Below are 18,245 nucleotides of genomic sequence, written 5' to 3'. Positions count from 1 at the left end.
GCGCTCACGGGGGAACACAACCCTTAGGCGCGCTGACCGACGACGACGTGTAATGACGAATTTCGAGGTCCGCCAGTACGACGCTGCGGGCCGGCTGGGCGAGCTGACGGTGCCACGGGCCGGCGTCACCGTCGAGACGCCGACCATCCTGCCGGTGGTCAATCCGCACGTCCAGACGGTCGCGCCGGCGACGCTCGAATCCGAGTTCGGGGCGGAGATACTCATTACGAACAGCTACATCCTGCACGGCTCCGAGGACCTCCGCGAGCCGGTGCTGGAGCAGGGCCTCCACGACCTGCTGGGGTTCGACGGGGCCATCATGACCGACTCGGGGTCCTTCCAGCTCGCCGAGTACGGCGACATCGACGTGACCACCGAGGAGATACTACAGTTCCAGCACGAGATCGGCTCTGACATCGGGACGCCGGTGGACATCCCGACGCCGCCCGATGTGGACCGCGAGCGGGCGACCGAGGAACTCAAGACGACCCAGGAGCGGCTGGAACACGCCGCCACAGTCGACACCGGCGAGATGCTCGTCAGCGCGCCGGTCCAGGGGTCGACCTATCCGGACCTCCGGGAGCGCGCCGCCGCGGACGCCGTCGCCACCGGTCTCGACGTGTTCCCGCTCGGGGCCGTCGTCCCGCTGATGAACGAGTACCGCTACGCCGACCTTGCAGATGTCGTCGCGGCCTGCAAGCGCGGGCTGGGGGAGGTCGGTCCGGTCCACCTGTTCGGCGCTGGCCACCCGATGATGTTCGCGATGGCGGCGGCCCTGGGCTGTGACCTGTTCGATTCTGCGGCGTACGCGCTGTACGCCCGCGACGACCGCTATCTCACGGTGCAGGGGACGGAACTGCTGTCCGAACTGACCTACTTCCCGTGTCACTGCCCGGTCTGTACCGACCACGCGCCGGCGGAACTCGATGCGATGGACGCCGACCAGCGCGAGGAACTGCTCGCCCGGCACAACCTCCACGTCACCTACGGCGAAATCCGGACGGTCAAGCAGGCGATTCGCTCTGGTAACCTCATGGAACTGGTCGACAGTCGCGCCCGCGGTCACCCGGCCATGCTCGACGGCTACCGCGCGCTGCTGGACCACGCCGAACAACTCGAACGCACCGACCCGGTCTCGAAGGACGCCTTCTTCTACACCTCGAATGAAAGCGCGCGTCGGCCCGAAGTCCGACGCCACCAGGACCGGTTGGAGCGGCTCCCGGTCGAGGGCAATGAAGTCCTGCTGACCGAAGGCAGTTCCAGCGCGCGTTACGACGAAACCTGGGGCGTCCTGCCCCCGTTTGGTCCGTATCCGCGCGAACTCGCCGACACCTATCCGTTGACCGCGGAGACCCCGAACCAGACCGACCGAGCGGCCTACGAGGCCGCAGCAGACGGCGTTCGGCGGCTGGTCGAACTCCATCCCGACGTGTCCTTCACGCTGGTCCACGACGACTGGCCGGCGACGGCGCTGGACCGTGTGCCTGACAGCGTCCGCCTGCGTGACCTGCACGCCCGCGACTGACAGCGCGTAATTGTCTCGCCCGTCGGTCAAACCCTCGGCACGTCCACGTTCTCGTCGGCGGCCTCGCGCCAGGACCGGGTCGGCTCCCAGCCCAGCAGTTCCGCGGCTTTGGCCGTCGAGTACGCCGCGGCGTCCCCCTCGACCGTACAGTCCTCGGGGACGGCCCCGTAGTGTTCGCGCATGAGTTCGACCAGCGGCCGACCGAGCGCGTTGTCGGGACCGACGCAGTTGAACGCCTCGTGCCCGTCGATATCGCTCGTGAGCGCGGCTTCAACGAGGTCGACCACGTCCCGCACGTCCACGTAGGACCAGTAGTTGCCCGCGCCAGCCGCGAGGTCGTCGACGTACTCCTCGTCCCGACAGGGGTAGGCCCCGGGGCTCTGTATCCACGAGGGGCGAATCGACGCCACAGAGATGTCGTCCCGGCGGGCGATTGTCTTCCCGATTTCCTCGGTGACGACCTTTGAGAGCCCGTAGTCGTCCTCCGGCCTGCGCGCATGCTGTTCTGTAATTGGGAGTTCGTCCGGCACGGGCGTCTCTTCGGCGAAGAAGAAGCCGTACGCGCCGTCCGAGGAGCCTTGCACCACGTCAGCGCCGACGCGGCCAGCCGCCGAGAGGACGTTGTGCGCCGCGAGCGTGTTGTTCTGAAAGAGGTCTACGCCGGGGTGGGTCCCGGCTACCGGAATCGCCGCCCAGTGGACCACTGCATCTGGGTCGATGGCGGTGAGCGAATCGAACACGCTCCCGGCATCTGTCAGATCAAGCGCTCGGTACCCGACAGCCGGATGGCCCCCATCGTCAGGGAGGTGGCGGTCGAGTACTGTCACGTCGTGCGGTCCGGCGAGTCGGTCGACGATCCAGCGCCCGGAACTGCCCCGGCCGCCGGTCACGACAACATCCATATCTGCTCTGTGGCCGCTGGCATCCAAAATTTGATGGTGTGGCTATCAACGCCGGATGCCCGCTCTACAAATCGAGCCGGAACCGCTCACCGTGCGTGAACGTCGTCCAGCCGAGGATGCGTTCGTCCCGATGCGGTCGGTCGGGGTTGTCAATCGCGGCCTGTTGGGCCGAGACGTACGTCGGGACGTTCTTCACCGGCTGGCCGCTCTGCGTGAGCGCCTCCAGATACGTGTCTTTCTCGTAGTACGAGTAGGCCACCTCGTACAGCGAGGACGCGGCCTCCTGCTTTCTGGCAGGGAAGCCGTCCGTGTTGACGAACCGGTCGGGATCTCCCTCGCCCATCGCTTCCCAGGCCTCCGGGTCAGCCACGTAGGGTGCATGGGCGTCGAGAATCCGCTCGATAGCGCCCCTGTCTCTGTCAAACTTCTGGTACTCGTACAGCGTGGGGCCGTCGAGTTTGTCGGCGTAGAGCCGGCTGAGTTCCGCGGCGGTGACCAGCGCCTTTGCCGCGTACAGCGAATATGCCAGGCTCGACGCGCGAGTGATTTCGTTTTCCAGCAGGCCGTCCTCTCGGAGTTGGTTGAAGCCGTCTTCGCGGTTTCGCCGCATGGCCTCTCGGAACCGGTCCCAGTTCCGGAGGTACACTGAGCCGGCGGCGTGGGTCATCTCCTGCCAGTTGAAGATGTTCTGTTGTCCCATCTCGGTCGGAATACCGTGACCCATATCATCCAGGAACGCCCGGACCCACTCCTGCAGGTCGGCCTCTGTGCCGACGCTGTCGGCGTTCCACGCCTCGTGGCCGCGAACGAGTTCCGCGCCCCACCACATTTTGGGGAGCGTGATGTACTGTTCGATACTGTTCGTTTTCACAGGGGCCATATAGGTCTCCGAGCTCAGGAACCAGTGGTCCAGCAGTTCGATGGCTTTCTCGGCGTACTGGTCCGCGCCGGTGTACTGGTAAGCGAGTCCGAGGTCACGGATCCGATCCCCGGTCCTGATGGCGGCGACGTAGTCCTTGCGTGCCTCGGGGTCCTCGGGACCCTTCGTTTTGAACTCGTGGCCGTCGCCGTTGTCCGTGACGCTTTCCGGAGCCGCTGCCATCGCATCGCGGACATCGTCGATGAAGGCTTCGTAGGCCTCCGTCCACGGGCTGTCACCGTTCTCGACACGGCCCCGTATCGCAGCCAGTGTACCGAGATGGACGAACATTGCGGGCCTGCTTTCCGTGGCTGACTCGGATGCCCGTTCTGTCGGTGTTGGTTCCGTCTCCTGCGACGCGGCCCTCGCGTCCGACTCCCCCGACGAGAGGCCGGTCGAACAGCCCCCCAGCGCTGCGGCCGTCCCAGAAAGGGCGAGCAACACGTCTCGTCGTGTCTGTCGCTGCACGAACAGTCAGTCATCTCCTATCGATTTAGTTAGGAACCAGCTAACCGGTGGATAGCGGTCTGTCTGCGATAATCAGGGACATATAACCGTCGGCCGGGACGACGTACGGCATACGTGAACCATTCTCGGTCGCTACCGATGCTTGCCGGCCCAAAGGCAAGATAGTTGGTCGCGCGTGGCTGACGCCATTGCATGACCGACTACTTCGAGATCCACGAGCGCGACAGCGCCGCGCGAGTGGGTGAGTTGCGCCTCGCCAACTCTGTGGCGACGCCGGCGCTGGTCGACGACGTGGACACAGCGACGCCGGGCGACTGCCGGCACGTCCTCGACGACGCCGGAAGCCGCTGGCCGACGACACAGGACGACCCTGTGGGCGATGACTCACTGCTTACCGTCCTGCCCCACCGCGGACTCCCCGCCGGAACCCCGGACGAAGTCGCCGATGCGTTCGCGGTCGACTATCCCGACGTTGACTTCCCGAGCGCAGCAGTCGTCTCCCCCGATACCGCGACCGACCACGGCAGCGACGCCTACGTGCTCGCCGGCGCGCCCGGCTACGTCGGGCACGCGTCGGCGTTCGTCGATGCCGTCACGACCGTCCGCGAAGCTATCCCCGCCGATACCGCGCTCTACCTGCCCGGCGTCGCTACGCCGCGAAACGTCGCGACGCTCGTCTACGCCGGTGTGGACCTCGTGGACCCCGACCGCGCCGTCATCCGCGGGACTGAGGGTCGGTATCTCACGACCGACGAGGCGTACTTCCTCGAAGACCTCGACGAACTCCCGTGTGCGTGTCCGGCCTGCCAGCAGCCACGCGACGAGTTCAACCGCGAGGACTGTGTCGAGCACAACGTCAACGCGCTCGCCGCGGAACTCCGTCGCGTCCGCCGCCGGATTCGTGACGGTCGCCTCCGGGACTACGTCGAAGGACAGGCCAGACAGGACAACTGGCTCACCGCGACGTTCCGCCGACTCGACCAGGAGTACGGCTACCTCGAACAGCGAACGCCGCTCATCCGGCGAGCCGACCTCTCGGCGGCCAGCGACGACTCGCTGCGTCGCGTCGAAATCCAGCGGTTCGCCGAGCGCGTCACCGACCGTTACGTGCCGCGCTTCGACGACCGTCCGCTCGTGCTGGTCCCGTGTTCGGCACGCAAGCCCTACAGCGATTCCCAGAGCCACAAGCAGTACCACGACGCGATCAAGTGGCGCGCCCACGTCGTCTCGATGACCTCGCCCATCGGCGTCGTGCCACAAGAACTCGAACTCACCTACCCCGCACAGCACTACGACTCCGTGGTCACAGGCAACTGGACCGCCACCGAAATCGAATTCGTCAGCCGCGTGCTCGAACGCTATTTGGAAGGCACCGACTATCCGGAGATTATTGCCCACGTTCCCGGCGAAGGCTACCGCGACATCTGCGAGCGCGTGGCCGATTCGCTGGGTCGGGAGTTCACTTACACGGTCACCGACCACCCGACGACGGCGGATTCGTTGGGGAATCTCGCCGCCGAACTGGAAGGCTGGGACCGGTATCCCAAGCGGGAACGCGAACACAACACCATCCGCGCCGTCGCCGACTACCAGTTCGGCGAGGCTGCCGGCGACGAACTGTTTGACGACCTCTCGACGCAGGGCCGGTATCCGCAACTGCGCGCCGACGACGCCGACGGTGAACAACTGGCGGCGCTGGCCCAGCAGTACGGCGTGCTCTCGCTGACCACCGCCGGGGCGCGCCGCTGGGTCGAGAGCGACGTGCCGACGAAAACCGTCGAAATCGAACCGTTCGTGCCCCACGGCTCGGTGCTTGCGCCGGGGATCACGGACGCCAGCGACGACATCCGCGTCGGTGACGACGTGGTGATTCGGGGTGACGCGGCCTTCGGCGTCGGTCGCGCCCAGATGAGCGGCCCGGAGATGCGATCCTCGACGCGCGGGATCGCCGTCCAGATGCGCCACACCGAGGAACTGTAGCTGGTTTTTTGCCTGCCCACGGAATAGCGTCGGCTGATGGCCGACCCGCTCGAACTGTACCTGCTCGCAGTGGCCGGGATGGTCGTGTTCTTCGCGGCCGCGTACGTCTACTACGAGCTCCGGACCCCGGCTGGTCGCCCGCTCAGGGAGCGCGGTGTCACGCAACGAGGTATCGTGGTCGCCACCGTCGGAACGCTGGGTACGATTATCGTGTTTGGGTTTCTCGGGAATGTCGACATCTCCGCGAACCTCCGTGGTCTCGGATACGCGACTATCGGTATTTCGATTCCGCTCGTACTGGGGTATCTGGGACTCAATATCAGTCACACGCTCGGCCGCCGGTGGCGGCGACTCCATCCGGACAACGACGTACCTACCGGCAGTCTCGAACCCGGCGAGGTGGCCTGTATGGGCGAGGTAACTGGCGCTGCTGTCGATGCCGCCCCTGTTACCGGACGCGAAGCGTGTTGCTGGTCGTGGTCAGTCGAGGTGTTGAACCCCTACGGCGTCGGCAGCAATGGTGACCAGTACGTCACCGTTGACGGCGGTGACGGGGGCGTCGTGTTCACGATAGACGACGGCAGCGGACCGGTACGTATCGACCCCGAGGGGGCGACGATGGACCTCGGTGCCACGCGGACGCGCTCGCTCGAACCCGACGAACAGCCTGCGACGGGGTTTCAGTCGCCAGCGCCGGACGTCGAGCGCAACCACGCCGACAAGTCCCGGACCTACGAGGAATCCATCGTCGCCCCCGGCGACCACGTCGCTATCGCCGGTACGGCAACGACCGACGACGGGCTTGTGATCGGTGGCGAGAGCACCCACGTTGCTATCGGCTCTCTCGGAAACGTTGCTACTCGCTACCGGAACCAGGCAGCGATGTACGGCCTGGGCGGCCTGGTCGGTGTCGGCGTCGGCGTGCGCTGGCTCGCAGCTCTCTACGGCGTGTTCTGACGACCGCGCGACTTATTTGCCGAACGGGAGAACCGCCAGTATGGACTGGTCGAAATCCCGCCGCTACCTGCCCGCTGTCGGGTTTTCGCTGTTATTACTCGTCACCTCGCTTCTCCCGGTTCCCGAAGGGGCGGGCGAGCAGGTCCCCGCACTCCTCGGTTTTACGCTGGATAAGTGGGTTCACGCGGCGAGTTACGGCACACTGGCGGTACTGCTCGCGTGGGGACGACAGGCCCGTGACGTCATCGCAGTTGCAGCACTCGTGACCGTCTCCGTCTGCTACGGGGCGGGAGTCGAACTGCTACAGGGGCTCGTCCCGTCACGCGGTGTGAGCGGTACTGACTTCGTGGCCAACGCTGTCGGGGCCGTTCTGGCCGGGCTGGCGTGGATCGCGGCCCACCGCTCCAGCATACTTTCGGACCGAACCGACCCACAATCCCGGCAGTAACGAAGCGGCTTTACGCACTCATCGGCTACCTCGCCCCAATGAGCAAGCCCAGTCCCGAAGTCTACGAGGAGGGCAAGGGCATGGACGCCCACAACTCCGTGATGCGTGACATCCGGTCGCGTAACGACTCGACCTACGACCCTCGTGAGCCGACCCGCGTGTGGCTCGACGAGGACAACACCCCCGACGGCGTCTACCAGAGCCTGACCATCATCCTGAACACCGGCGGCTGTCGGTGGGCGCGCGCCGGCGGCTGTACGATGTGTGGCTACGTCGCCGAGAGCGTCGAGGGCGGCAGCGTCGCCCACGAGGACCTGATGGCCCAGATCCAGCACTGTCTGGACCACGAGGCCGAAAACAGCGACGACAAAAGCGGTCTCATCAAGATCTACACGTCCGGGAGCTTCCTCGACGAGCGGGAAGTTCCGGCGGAGACACGGCAGGCCATCGCCGAAACCTTCGCCGACCGCGAACGCATCGTCGTCGAGTCGCTGCCGGACTTCGTCGACGAGGAGACGGTCGGTGACTTCGTCGACGTGGGCCTGGAGACCGACGTGGCGGTGGGCTTAGAGACCGCAACTGACAGGGTCCGACACGACTGCGTGAACAAGTACTTCGACTTCGCCGACTTCGAGGACGCTTCCGAAGCGGCCCAGGCGGCCGGCGCCGGCGTCAAGGCGTATTTGCTGATGAAGCCGCCGTTCCTCGCCGAGTCCGAGGCCGTCGAGGACATGAAGCGGTCGGTTCGGCGCTGTGCGGCCGTCGACGGCTGTCACACCGTCTCGATGAACCCCTGCAACGTCCAGCGCTACACGATGGTCGAGGAGCTGTACCACGACGGCGGCTATCGGCCGCCGTGGCTCTGGTCGGTCGCTGACGTGCTGGAATCCACGGCTGACGAGGACGTCATCGTCGTCTCCGACCCCGTCGGCCACGGCAGCGACCGCGGCCCGCACAACTGCGGCGAGTGCGACGACAAGGTCCAGCGCGCCATCAAGGACTTCGACCTCCGGCAGGACCCGTCGGTGTTCGAGCAGGTGAGTTGCGAGTGCGAAGCGACGTGGGACGCCGTCATCGAACGCGAGCGCAGTTACTCCCTCCCGCTCGCTCGATAGCTCGGAGCCATCCGGCGACCCGACAGAAACCATGTGACAGCCTGTCGACCAACGCTTATCCGTCTTTCGCGCCTAAGCTTGTTCGATATGACCCCGAACGGTGACCAGGATAGGCGCAGTTTCAATACACGCGGAACGGTCACGGAGTGTGACCTGTGCGGTGAACAGCGGCAGTGTATCGACGGCGACGGGATGGTCGCATGCACCGCTTGCCAGTCCGACCTGTTGCCGTCCGGTTGGGGTCTCTGATACGGACGGCTGTACCACGACCGCCCGAACCCAGGCGGTAACTGTGGAACTGACGCACGGCAGTCCGCACATCGCTGCTGACGACTGGTTTTCAACGCTCACGACAGCTTTCTGACCCCGGCTATTCGATAGCCGGGATGACGCCGACGGTCGCGGTCGCTTTGAACGAGGCGACGAGTTCCGCGCCCGCGGTGATGTCGAGCTTGTCGAGGCTCGTGTCAGTCACCAGCGCGGACAGCGTCGTATCCGGGTCGATAGCCAGCGAGACCAGCGCGATAGACGCGCCCTCCTCTATGTGCTCGACGGTGCCGGCAAACTGGTTCCGTGCGCTCGTCCCTGCCGGTTCGGGCGCTTCCGGCGGGGCGTTCAGCGTCACCGTGTCTGCGCGGATACCGACTTCGACCGCGTCGCCGGCGTCGGCGTCGGTATCGACGATGGCCCGGACCGTCCCCGGCGGCGTCTCGACGGTCGCCAGTTCGCCGTCGCGGTCGACGACAGTCCCCCGGAGGACCGTCTCTTCCGCCGTCGCCACCCCGTCGAACTCGGCCTGGAGGCGCTGAAAACGGGCCAGCAGTTGCTCGGCGGTGTCCGTGAGTTCGCTGCCGCCGCCGCCGCTGCCGCCCCGACTGCGGTCGACCAGCGGGCCGAACGCGTCCTCCAGTTCGACGATCCGCCGCTGTGCGTGGGCGTACGACCGGCCGAGCGCGTCGGCGGCGCTGTTCAACGACCCGTGGGCGGCGACTGCCTGCAGGAGCGTTCGGTCACGTGCGGTCAGCGCCACGTCGCCCTGCCCCAGTTGCACTTCGACGTCCGCGGTCGCGTCCATACCGTCGGATCGGCGGGCGGTTACAAAGAGATTGGTGCCGGGGCTCAGTCAGTACACCAACTCACCCGAGATGAACTGCTGGGTGCGGTTGTCCGATGGGTTCTCGAAAATCACCTCTGTCGGGGCGATTTCCGTGATGCACTCGTCGAGCAACACTGCGACCCGGTCCGCGACCCGCTCCGCTTGGTGCATGTCGTGGGTCGCCACGACGACGCCGATTCCCCGGTCCCGGGCCTCGGAAATCGCGTCCTCGATAACCGCCGTATTTCGCGGATCCAGATCGGATGTCGGCTCGTCGAGGAGCAGTACGTCGGGGTCGTAGGCCAGCGCACGGGCGAACGATACCCGCTGTGCCTCGCCGCCCGAGAGGGACTCCGCACGCTGGTCCATCTTGTCCGTTAGTCCGACGATATCGAGGGATTCACGAACGGCGTCGGCGGTTCCGTTCGACCGCAGGACCGAGCGGAGTTCGCTCTGGAGTCGGTCCGTCCACGACCGGCGGATGCGGAGCCCGTATTCGACGTTGCGGGCGACTGGCGCGTCGAACAAGCTCGCTTCCTGAAACACCATCCCGACGCGACGCCGAAGCGAGAGCCGTTCGTTTTCGTCGGCGGCCCACACATCCGTTCCGTCGAAGGTGACTGTCCCGTCGTCGGGTTCCAGCGAGAGTGCGAGCGTCCGGAGCAGCGTCGTCTTGCCGACGCCTGACGGGCCGATGATGGCGACGACCTCCCCCGTTTCGACGTCCATCGAGAGGTTCCGAAATACGCAGTCGTTCCCGTACCACTGTGACACACCAGTTGCCTGTAGCATTAGCGTTGTACCTCCTGATCGCCTAACCGGACGACGACGGCGTTTACTGTCAACACGAGCGCGACCAGCACCGCGCCGAGTACCATCGCGGTCTCGTACTGCCCTTGCCGGGCTTCGAGTTGAATCGCGGTCGTCAGCGTCCGCGTCTTCGAAACCCCGTCCGCACTCGTGATGTTGCCACCGACGATGAGCACGGATCCGACCTCGCTGATAGCGCGGCCGAACCCCGCCAGAATCGCCGTTGCGATGCCATACCGCGCTTCCTTGAGCACGACCAGCGACACGTCGAGACGCGTTCCACCGAGGACGTGGGCAGCGTCGCGGACACCCTCGTCAACGCTGGTGATGGCCGCGAGGCTGATAGCCGTGATCGGCGGCGTCGCGAGGACGAACTGCGACATGATCATCGCCTCCTTGGTAAATATCAGTTCCAGCGACCCCAGTGGTCCCTGATTGGAGACGGTGAACAGCACCAAGAGACCGACGACTACACTGGGAAACCCCATCCCCGTGTTGATAACAGACTTCACGAACTGCTTGCCAGGGAAGTCGGAAAACCCCATCACGACAGCGACCGGGATGCTGAACAGCGTGCTCAGCGTCACGGCGATGACGCTCACGTAGAGCGAGACGTAGATGATACTGGACACGTACCCCTCCCTGAACGGAAGGTCGACGACGGCCGGCAGCAGGTGTCCAACTGATTCGAACGGCACGCCTACTCGTCGTCCGAGTCGCTACTCCAGCCTTCCGGAACGTACTGCTGGAAGTTCGGGTCCTCGGAGACGGCCTCGGGGAAGAACAGTTGTTCCCCGTTGACCTGATAGCTCGAAATGGCGTCCTGCGCACCGGGGCTGGTAATCCACCCGATGTAGGCCATCGCCAGATCGTAGTTGGCGTTGTCGTGCACGCCGGGGTTCACCGCCATGATTCCGTAGGGGTTCGCGAGGATTTCCGGACCGTCCTCGATGGGGCCCTGCACCAGAATAGTGAGGTCGATCTCCGAGCGCTGTGAGATGAACGTCCCGCGGTCCGAGAGCGTGTAGGCGTCCTGCTGATTGGCGACGTTCAGCGCCTCGCCCATCCCGGTCCCGGTCTCCTGGTACCAGTCGCCGCCCGGCTCGGTACCGGCGGCCTCCCAGAGGTTGAGTTCCTTGGTGTGGGTGCCGGAGTTGTCCCCGCGCGAGATGAACGGTGATCCCGACTCGGCGATGGTGGAGAGCGCTTCGGTGGCCGAACTCATCCCCTGAATCCCCGCTGGGTCGCTCTCCGGGCCGACGATGACGAAGTCGTTGAACATCAGGTCGCGGCGGTTGATGCCGTACCCGTTGCGCATGAACTCGTCTTCGAGGCCGCGGGCGTGGACCATCACCACGTCGGAGTCGCCGTTGCGGGCCGATTCGAGGGCCGCACCGGTCCCCTGTGCGACCGCGTCGACGGACACGCCATACATGTCCTCGAAGTTAGGATGGATCTCGTCAAGCAGCCCTGTGTCGTAGGTACTCGTCGTCGTCGTGAGTGTGAGGGTTTCGCCGGCCACTCCCGCTTGACCCCCGCTTTCCCCGTCAGACTGATCGCTGCTTCCACCGATCTGTGCACACCCAGCAGTGCTCGCTATCGCTCCCGTACCTATCGCGGTGAGGAACTGTCGGCGTTGTATCGGCATGGATACACCGACGAACTCACATCAAATATAATTTACGTAGTCTGAACATCACTACAGTAGCAATTGAAACGATGTACACACTGATTGTGCTGCTATCGTGCGATCAGGTGTACCGAGGTTTTCAGTGGCTACTATAGTCCAACCAGAGTGTGGCGTAGCGATAGCGCTCTGTCAGAGTTCGGCACAAGTGATGGTAGCAGACAATTCTATGATGGAACGCCCTCATCGACAGACTCCACGGGGACCGAGCGGTGCACACTCCCACGATAGACGGCCCATGTCCAGCGATTTCACTTACACTCCGGTAAGCGTGTGTTTATACGGCTTGACCCACAAAGTTGGCTTAGGGACCGCCGGACTATGTCACACGCTCCGCTGGTCCCTCCCCTTTGATACGACACTGAAAAGCGGCGCTACTCGGCGAAGCCCTTGAGCACGCCCTGGCCGTCGGTCCGGCCCAGGTCCGAAAGCGTCGCCCGCTCGGGGTGGGGCATCATGACGGCGATGTGGTCGTCCCCGCCGGTGACGCCGGCCACGCTGTGTTTCGAGCCGTTCGGGTTCGCCTCCGGCGTGACCTCGCCGTTCTCGTCGCAGTACTTGAACAGGATACGGTCTTCGGCTTCGAGTTCGTCCAGGCGGTCGTCGGAGATCTCGTAGCGACCCTCGCCGTGGGCGATGGGGAGTTCGACGACCTCGCCCTGCTCGTACTGGCTGGTCCAGGGTGTCTCGGCGTTCTCGACGCGCAGGTGGACGTGTTCACACTGGAACCGGGCGCTCTCGTTAGTCGTGAACGCGCCGGGGGTCAGCGACGACTCACAGCCGATCTGTGCGCCGTTACAGATGCCAAGCACCGGCGTTCCGTCGCTTGCGGCTTCGCGGACTTCCGCCATGATGGGCGAGTGGGCAGCCATCGCGCCGGCACGGAGGTAATCGCCGTAGGAGAACCCGCCGGGGAGGACGATGCCGTCGACGTCCTCGGGGAGGCCGTCCTCGTGCCAGACGAGCTCGCCGTCGAAGCCGAGTGACTCCAGAGCCTGCACGGAGTCGCGGTCGCAGTTCGAGCCGCCGAACTGGATGACGGCGATGGTCACGCGGGCCCCCTCCGTGAGACAGCACTGACCATTGCCGTCAGTTTCGAGGCGATGGTCATTCTGCCTGTGCCACCTCGATGTCGTAGTCGTGGATGGTGGGATTCGCCAGGAGCCGCTCGGCCATCTCCTCGGCGCGCTCGGCCGCGTCCTCGGTGCTGTCGGCGTCGAGGTCCAGCTCGAACACGTCCGCCGAGCGGAGGTCGTTCAGGTCGAAGCCGAGGCGTTCCAGGGAGCGCTGTGTCGTCTCGGCTTCGGGGTCGAGGACGCCCCGCTTGAGCCGGACAGTGACGGTCGCGGTAAAGGCAGTCATTACTGGCAAGCGAGCGGGCAGCGGAGAAAACGCTTGTGTTCTCCCGGCAGGTCACGTCCCGGCGCCGACCGGCGTCCAATCGGACGGCTGGTCGCGCAGGCCGGCCACACGGAGATCGAGGTCGCCCGCGTCGGCACGAACGTCGACCCGGCCGTCGAAGAACCGTGCCACGCTTTCGACGACCTGCTCCTCGTGGGCGTTCGGATCGAGCACGCAGACGCCGAGGCCGTCCGCGGTACCGATACGACCGGTGATGGTGTTGAGAAACCGGTACACCGCCCTGACATCGTCGTTGTAGACGAGCAGCGGCGTCAGCGTGATGATGCCGGACCGGACCCGCGTGTAGCCGCTGGCGTACGTCGACTCGTAGTGGCCCGAGTACTCGATACCGATGCCGGTCAGGTCCGCCGGCGTACTGACGGTAGACACGCTGTCTTCCGGCAGGTCGCCGCTCTCCTGTGCGCAATCGATGACACGGACTCTTCCGCGGTCGAGCACGCCGCCGTGGCGCTCGAAGTCCTCTAGCAGCGTCGTGGCATCGCTGTCCGTCGCGACGAGGACGGTTCCGCCGTCGGCGTCGGAGCTACAGAGCAGTCGCAGCCCCATCTCCCGCGCTCCGCTCAGAACAGGGCCGGTCACGAGCAGATTCGTCCCCGGTTCGACCGGATTCAGCGGCAGGCCGTCGAACGTGTATCGGTCGTCTCGTCGCTGTGACATCAGGTATCCCTCTGGAGCCGTCGTCGCAACAGCAGCTGTTCCTCGACCTCGTCGGCGAACCGCTGGAGGTCGTCGAGTTCGGTCCGCGTGTAACGCCGCGGCTCGCCGTCGGTGCAACAGACTGCACCGATTGCATTCCCCTCTTTGTCCGTGATTCGCACGCCGGCGTAGGACCTGATGTCGAGCTGTTTCAGCGCATCGACCTCGGCAAAGCGGGGGTCCTCGTGGGTGTCCTCGACGACCATCGTCTCGTCCGAGAGAATCGTGTGGGTGCAGATGGAGTCCTCGCGGGAGAGGGTCCGCCAGTTGGCCCCTTCACACGCCAGGAACCGCTCCTCGTGTTCGTCCATGAGGCCGACAAAGGCCACGTCGATGTCGAAGTGGCTGGTCATAAGCGCCGTCAGCCGGTCGAACGCGTCGATTGCCGCCAACTGGTCGACGTCGTACCGCTGGACGGCGGCCAGCCGCTCCGTTTCGGCCTCCGGAACGGGATAGGCCGCCTGCGTTACCTCCGCGGCAGCCATGGCAGCGACATCCGCGAGTCGCTCCCGGGACTCCGGGACCGTCCGCGGCACGTACTCGACGACCTGCTCTGGACCGCCGCGCGGGAGGTCCGAGGGCGCGTGTTCCGTATAGAGGATCACCACGCACTCCGGGTTCACATCACGGACCGCATCGACCACGTCGAACCCGTCCCCGTCCTCGAGGTCGAAGGCCGTCACAACGCAGTCAATCGACCGGTCAAGTGCCGCGTCTAACGTATCGACGGACCCGACTTCCTCCACAGCGAGTCCGGCGTCGGCAAGCGCGTCGGCCGTCTCCGCGCGCTCGTCGGCATCCGGCTGGGCACAGAGAACGGTCGGCGAATCACTCATCACGGCCGTACATACACGGACCGATACACAAAGCGTTGGCGTCCACCCTAGGTGGAAAACGAAGGCTTTTGCCGTGGGACTGCCGACTCTGGGGCAAATGAATCACGACGCTGTCCGGTGGTGGGTATCGTGACACGTGGTCTGACCGAGATTACGGTCGTCGGCGAGGACGACACGGGCCTCATCGCCGAAGTGACCTCGCTGCTGTTCGAGCGCAGTATCAACATCGAGGACCTCGACCAGGCCGTCCGAGAAGGCGTCTTCCGGATGACCATGCGCGTCGACACATCCGAGATGGTGACGACGGAGGAGAAGCTCCGCGAGGACCTCACCGAACTCGGCGACGAACTCGGCGTCGACGTGCAGGTCCGGTTCCCCGCCGACCGCGAGACCCAGACCATCGCTGTCCTCGTCACGAAGGAATCACACTGTCTGGAGGCGCTATTCGAGGCCTGGGCCAACGGCGACCTCGGGGCCGACATCGAGGTGGTCATCGGGAACCACGACGACCTCGAACCGCTGGCGGCCAAATACGACGTTCCGTTCCACGACATCGGCGACGAGAAGGGCACGCCGGACGAGCAACAACTGCTCGACCTGCTCGCACAGTACGACGCCGACCTCATCGCGCTGGCCCGCTACATGCGCATCCTCTCGCCGGATGTCGTGTTCCGCTACGAGAGCCGGATCATCAACGTCCACCCGAGTCTGCTGCCCGCCTTCCCCGGCGCGTCGGCGTACATGCAGGCCATCGAGGAGGGCGTCCGCATCGCCGGCGTCACCGCCCATTACGTGACGACAGACCTGGACCAGGGGCCGATCATCACTCAGCGAGCGTTCAACGTCCCCGACGACGCCACCGAAGAAGAGCTCCAGCAGATCGGTCAACCGCTGGAAGCCGAGGCGCTCATCGAGGCCATCAAGCTCCACCTCAACGACGAGGTGAGTGTCCACCGCGGCCGGACGAAACTGCGGGACCCCGAGGAGACCTCGGCCCAGCTCGGCGCACCGGAGAAACTCGACCAGTTGAACCCCGACCGTCCAATCGACGGCCTCGGCGAGTTCGTCGCCGAGGACGACGGTGAGATCGAGGCTGACGACTGAAAACGCGCTGTACTTGTAACTCTCTCAGAGTTCGCTAGCGGCGCTGACGGCTTTGTCGAGCGATGGCGCGTCGAACACGTCACCGCCGACGTAGGCGTTCGTGCCGGCGCAGTAGAGGTCGCGAGCGACCTGGATTACGTCCTCATCGAGCGGTTCGGGCGACTCCGCACAGAGCGATTTCCAGTCGGCGACCCCCTCCGCGTCGGCCCGCTGTTTGGCCTCGCTCACGGCGTCGACCCACTCGGGCTGGGTGCGCTTGTGGTACTGTCGGATGACCTCCTTCGAGACCTGCTGGCCCCGGTAGGAGAAGCGGTTCTCGTCGAACGTGCCGACCACGTCGGCCACGCGTATCTCCCCGTCGTAGTACAGGCACTCGATCTTCCCGTCCTCGTGGACCAGGTCGGCCTCGGCGGCCTGCTGGGTGACGATGTGGTTGACCGCGCGAGCCAGTTCTTCGAGGCGGTCGATGCTGGCCGTGCCGGCGATCCGGTCGGCTGCCTCCCGGTCGAGATACCGGTCCTGCTCCTCGTATTTCGTCGAGAACTCGACGATGGGCTCGTCGAGGTCGACGACTTCCTCTGGCCAGGCGTCATAGTCGAGGCCGTGGTCGGCCGGCTCAGTTCGGGACCGCAGCGACGACCCGACGCCCACGCGGTTCCGGAAGACGATTTCCAGGGGAATGAGGTAGTTCTCGTCGGCCCCCCGGTGGTAGGCGTCGTAGTCGTAGCTACCGCCCTCGAAGGGGAGGTCCGGGACCTGCGTGAGTTCGATGACCATCTCTTCGGGGGCGGTGTCGGCAGACAGCGCCTCGCCGAGGTCTACCACTTCGTCGCTGTCGGGGAGCCTGACGCCTTCGTAGTGTGTCGGGACGTGGTTCTCCTCCAGCAGTTGGAAGTTGTACGCGCCCATCGTACACAGGGACGCGCCCTTGTCGGGGATCTGGTCCGGCATCTTGCCCCAGTCGAACACGGAGTAGTCGTCCGTGAACACGAACGCGCCGCGGCCGAGCCCCTCGGCCGTCGCCGGTTCGTCCACACGGAATTCCTTGACGCTCGTCATTGTGCCCGCCTTTCGCGCCGGGGACAAAGACGTTTCTCATACTGTCGGCTGTAAGTCTGTAGAGAATGTCGCCACCGCGAGTATCTTACGATAGTTACAGCCGACAGTATCACTCGCGCTCGGAGGGCAACGTTTTCCGTCGGGCTGTCGACTGACCTCCTGATGGCGGCTAACCTGCTGGCCGAGGTCGTAATCATCGTCGCCGCGACGGTAGCGATATGGAAAGGGAGCGACTGGCTCGAGTCCTCGAGCGAACGGCTTGCGACGCACTACGGCCTCCCCGAAGTGGTTCAGGGAGCGATCATCGTCGCTGTCGGCTCCAGTTTCCCTGAGGTCGCAACCGTCGTGGTCGCGGCGCTCGGCGGGTCGATGCCACTGGGTGTCGGCACAATCGTCGGGTCGGCGATTTTCAATATTCTCGTCATCCCCGCAGTCGCGGGCGTCGCGACTGACGACGAACTCGAATCGAGTCGGACGCTCGTCTACAAGGAAGCACAGTTCTACATGCTCGCCGTCTCAGTCCTGCTCATCACGATGGCGCTTGCAGTCATCTACTACCCCAGCGAGGCGACGCTCACGGGCGTCATCACGCGGCCGCTGGCGGCGATCCCGCTCGCACTCTACGGGCTGTACGTCTTTATCCAGTACCAGGACACGGCCGACCACAATCCGGGAGCGGACTGGACCACCGGAATCTCGGTCGGGCGGCAGTGGCTCTTCCTCCTGCTGGGTCTGGCCGTCATCCTCGTGGCGGTGGAGAACCTTGTCCATGCTGTCGGCGTCATCGGACGCGCCGCCGGCGTCCAGGAGTTCCTGCTTGGCGTGACGATTCTGGCGGCGGCGACGAGCCTCCCCGATACGCTCGTCAGTGTCAGGGCGGCCCGCGACGACCGCGCGGTCACGTCGCTCGCGAACGTGCTCGGCTCGAACACCTTCGACCTGCTCGTGGCTATCCCGCTTGGCGTCCTCATCGCCGGTGCGTGGACCGTCGACTTCGCGATGGCCGTGCCGATGTTCGGCGTCCTGACCGGCGCGACGATTCTCCTGTTCACCGTCCTCCGGACCGACCTCGTGTTGAGCGAACTCGAATCCTATGCGCTGCTCGGCGCCTACGCGGTATTCGTCGCCTGGATTATTGTCGAGACCGCGGGCTGGATCGGCGGCGTGTTGCCGACCTGATGCGTCGCCCCGTGGCACTGCGGCCGTCGGTACCCGTTGCCG

The 18,245-nt window shown here is 65.1% G+C and carries 18 protein-coding genes; 7 read left to right on the top strand and 11 right to left on the bottom strand.

Going from position 1 to position 18,245, the window contains the following annotated elements:
* Positions 1-52: 52 nt before the first annotated feature.
* On the top strand, positions 53-1,525 hold the full coding sequence (tgtA, locus tag ACOZ4H_RS15955) for a tRNA guanosine(15) transglycosylase TgtA (protein WP_424330201.1): 1,473 nt from the start codon (positions 53-55) through the stop codon (positions 1,523-1,525).
* Between the two features lie 26 nt (positions 1,526-1,551).
* On the opposite strand, the gene ACOZ4H_RS15950 is transcribed toward tgtA, so the two are convergent.
* Positions 1,552-2,427: an NAD-dependent epimerase/dehydratase family protein gene (locus tag ACOZ4H_RS15950; protein ID WP_424330200.1), complete on the bottom strand. Its 876-nt coding sequence runs from the start codon at positions 2,425-2,427 to the stop codon at positions 1,552-1,554.
* A 64-nt stretch (positions 2,428-2,491) separates the two neighbouring features.
* Positions 2,492-3,637, bottom strand: a complete 1,146-nt coding sequence (locus ACOZ4H_RS15945) for an alginate lyase family protein (protein WP_424330383.1) — start codon at positions 3,635-3,637, stop codon at positions 2,492-2,494.
* A 369-nt stretch (positions 3,638-4,006) separates the two neighbouring features.
* On the opposite strand from ACOZ4H_RS15945, the gene arcS reads away from it, so the two are divergent.
* The 4 genes from arcS to ACOZ4H_RS15925 are packed head-to-tail and all read left to right on the top strand — an operon-like array spanning position 4,007 to position 8,314.
* Complete coding sequence (gene arcS / locus ACOZ4H_RS15940; RefSeq protein ID WP_424330199.1) at positions 4,007-5,794, top strand: archaeosine synthase subunit alpha; 1,788 nt, start codon at positions 4,007-4,009, stop codon at positions 5,792-5,794.
* A gap of 36 nt (positions 5,795-5,830) precedes the next feature.
* On the top strand, positions 5,831-6,751 hold the full coding sequence (locus tag ACOZ4H_RS15935; RefSeq protein WP_424330198.1) for a hypothetical protein: 921 nt from the start codon (positions 5,831-5,833) through the stop codon (positions 6,749-6,751).
* 40 nt (positions 6,752-6,791) lie between these two features.
* Positions 6,792-7,199, top strand: coding sequence for a VanZ family protein (locus tag ACOZ4H_RS15930; RefSeq protein ID WP_424330197.1), 408 nt, complete (start codon positions 6,792-6,794; stop codon positions 7,197-7,199).
* 38 nt (positions 7,200-7,237) lie between these two features.
* Positions 7,238-8,314 (top strand): archaeosine biosynthesis radical SAM protein RaSEA, encoded by a 1,077-nt coding sequence (locus ACOZ4H_RS15925; RefSeq protein WP_424330196.1) that lies wholly within the window; start codon positions 7,238-7,240, stop codon positions 8,312-8,314.
* Between the two features lie 370 nt (positions 8,315-8,684).
* Here ACOZ4H_RS15925 and ACOZ4H_RS15920 read toward each other — a convergent pair whose 3' ends face one another.
* The 8 genes from ACOZ4H_RS15920 to ACOZ4H_RS15885 form a co-directional block, all read right to left on the bottom strand.
* On the bottom strand, positions 8,685-9,389 hold the full coding sequence (locus ACOZ4H_RS15920) for a TOBE domain-containing protein (protein WP_424330195.1): 705 nt from the start codon (positions 9,387-9,389) through the stop codon (positions 8,685-8,687).
* 48 nt (positions 9,390-9,437) lie between these two features.
* On the bottom strand, positions 9,438-10,202 hold the full coding sequence (locus ACOZ4H_RS15915) for a phosphate ABC transporter ATP-binding protein (protein ID WP_424330194.1): 765 nt from the start codon (positions 10,200-10,202) through the stop codon (positions 9,438-9,440).
* A complete protein-coding gene (locus ACOZ4H_RS15910) occupies positions 10,202-10,918 on the bottom strand; it encodes an ABC transporter permease (protein ID WP_424330193.1) in 717 nt (238 codons plus the stop codon). Before ACOZ4H_RS15910 ends, ACOZ4H_RS15915 begins: the two co-directional genes overlap by 1 nt.
* A 2-nt stretch (positions 10,919-10,920) precedes the next feature.
* Complete coding sequence (locus ACOZ4H_RS15905; RefSeq protein ID WP_424330192.1) at positions 10,921-11,868, bottom strand: substrate-binding domain-containing protein; 948 nt, start codon at positions 11,866-11,868, stop codon at positions 10,921-10,923.
* Between the two features lie 413 nt (positions 11,869-12,281).
* Complete coding sequence (gene purQ, locus ACOZ4H_RS15900; RefSeq protein ID WP_424330191.1) at positions 12,282-12,959, bottom strand: phosphoribosylformylglycinamidine synthase I; 678 nt, start codon at positions 12,957-12,959, stop codon at positions 12,282-12,284.
* Between the two features lie 55 nt (positions 12,960-13,014).
* The gene (purS, locus tag ACOZ4H_RS15895; RefSeq protein ID WP_424330190.1) at positions 13,015-13,269 is read right to left on the bottom strand and encodes a phosphoribosylformylglycinamidine synthase subunit PurS; all 255 of its coding nucleotides are present in this window, start codon (positions 13,267-13,269) and stop codon (positions 13,015-13,017) included.
* A 51-nt stretch (positions 13,270-13,320) separates the two neighbouring features.
* The gene (locus tag ACOZ4H_RS15890) at positions 13,321-13,986 is read right to left on the bottom strand and encodes a DUF7504 family protein (RefSeq protein ID WP_424330189.1); all 666 of its coding nucleotides are present in this window, start codon (positions 13,984-13,986) and stop codon (positions 13,321-13,323) included.
* Positions 13,986-14,861, bottom strand: coding sequence for a GAF domain-containing protein (locus tag ACOZ4H_RS15885; protein ID WP_424330188.1), 876 nt, complete (start codon positions 14,859-14,861; stop codon positions 13,986-13,988). The genes ACOZ4H_RS15890 and ACOZ4H_RS15885 overlap by 1 nt, the downstream gene beginning before the upstream one ends.
* 120 nt (positions 14,862-14,981) lie before the next feature.
* Between ACOZ4H_RS15885 and ACOZ4H_RS15880 the strand changes: the two genes are divergently transcribed.
* The gene (locus ACOZ4H_RS15880; protein WP_424330187.1) at positions 14,982-15,965 is read left to right on the top strand and encodes a formyltetrahydrofolate deformylase; all 984 of its coding nucleotides are present in this window, start codon (positions 14,982-14,984) and stop codon (positions 15,963-15,965) included.
* Positions 15,966-15,989: 24 nt separating this feature from the next.
* On the opposite strand, the gene ACOZ4H_RS15875 is transcribed toward ACOZ4H_RS15880, so the two are convergent.
* Positions 15,990-17,024 carry a phosphoribosylaminoimidazolesuccinocarboxamide synthase gene (locus tag ACOZ4H_RS15875; RefSeq protein WP_424330186.1) on the bottom strand — a complete coding sequence of 345 codons (1,035 nt, stop codon included), beginning with the start codon at positions 17,022-17,024 and terminating at the stop codon, positions 15,990-15,992.
* Between the two features lie 162 nt (positions 17,025-17,186).
* Between ACOZ4H_RS15875 and ACOZ4H_RS15870 the strand changes: the two genes are divergently transcribed.
* Positions 17,187-18,203, top strand: coding sequence for a sodium:calcium antiporter (locus ACOZ4H_RS15870; RefSeq protein WP_424330185.1), 1,017 nt, complete (start codon positions 17,187-17,189; stop codon positions 18,201-18,203).
* Positions 18,204-18,245 lie beyond the last annotated feature (42 nt).

The sequence above is a fragment of the Haloarcula amylolytica genome (assembly GCF_049705545.1).
GTDB classification, from domain to species: Archaea; Halobacteriota; Halobacteria; order Halobacteriales; family Haloarculaceae; genus Haloarcula; species Haloarcula amylolytica_B.
Note: the sequence above shows the minus strand (reverse complement) of the source record. Positions and strands in the feature narration are given on the sequence as shown.

Coding starts and splice junctions, on each gene's coding strand:
- ACOZ4H_RS15930 (WP_424330197.1), top strand. CDS start 6,792: ATGGACTGGTCGAAATCCCGCCGCTACCTGCCCGCTGTCGGGTTTTCG.
- ACOZ4H_RS15925 (WP_424330196.1), top strand. CDS start 7,238: ATGAGCAAGCCCAGTCCCGAAGTCTACGAGGAGGGCAAGGGCATGGAC.
- tgtA (WP_424330201.1), top strand. CDS start 53: ATGACGAATTTCGAGGTCCGCCAGTACGACGCTGCGGGCCGGCTGGGC.
- ACOZ4H_RS15905 (WP_424330192.1), bottom strand. CDS start 11,868: ATGCCGATACAACGCCGACAGTTCCTCACCGCGATAGGTACGGGAGCG.
- arcS (WP_424330199.1), top strand. CDS start 4,007: ATGACCGACTACTTCGAGATCCACGAGCGCGACAGCGCCGCGCGAGTG.
- ACOZ4H_RS15870 (WP_424330185.1), top strand. CDS start 17,187: ATGGCGGCTAACCTGCTGGCCGAGGTCGTAATCATCGTCGCCGCGACG.
- ACOZ4H_RS15875 (WP_424330186.1), bottom strand. CDS start 17,024: ATGACGAGCGTCAAGGAATTCCGTGTGGACGAACCGGCGACGGCCGAG.
- ACOZ4H_RS15890 (WP_424330189.1), bottom strand. CDS start 13,986: ATGTCACAGCGACGAGACGACCGATACACGTTCGACGGCCTGCCGCTG.
- ACOZ4H_RS15920 (WP_424330195.1), bottom strand. CDS start 9,389: ATGGACGCGACCGCGGACGTCGAAGTGCAACTGGGGCAGGGCGACGTG.
- purS (WP_424330190.1), bottom strand. CDS start 13,269: ATGACTGCCTTTACCGCGACCGTCACTGTCCGGCTCAAGCGGGGCGTC.
- ACOZ4H_RS15885 (WP_424330188.1), bottom strand. CDS start 14,861: ATGAGTGATTCGCCGACCGTTCTCTGTGCCCAGCCGGATGCCGACGAG.
- ACOZ4H_RS15935 (WP_424330198.1), top strand. CDS start 5,831: ATGGCCGACCCGCTCGAACTGTACCTGCTCGCAGTGGCCGGGATGGTC.
- ACOZ4H_RS15945 (WP_424330383.1), bottom strand. CDS start 3,637: ATGTTCGTCCATCTCGGTACACTGGCTGCGATACGGGGCCGTGTCGAG.
- ACOZ4H_RS15915 (WP_424330194.1), bottom strand. CDS start 10,202: ATGCTACAGGCAACTGGTGTGTCACAGTGGTACGGGAACGACTGCGTA.
- ACOZ4H_RS15950 (WP_424330200.1), bottom strand. CDS start 2,427: ATGGATGTTGTCGTGACCGGCGGCCGGGGCAGTTCCGGGCGCTGGATC.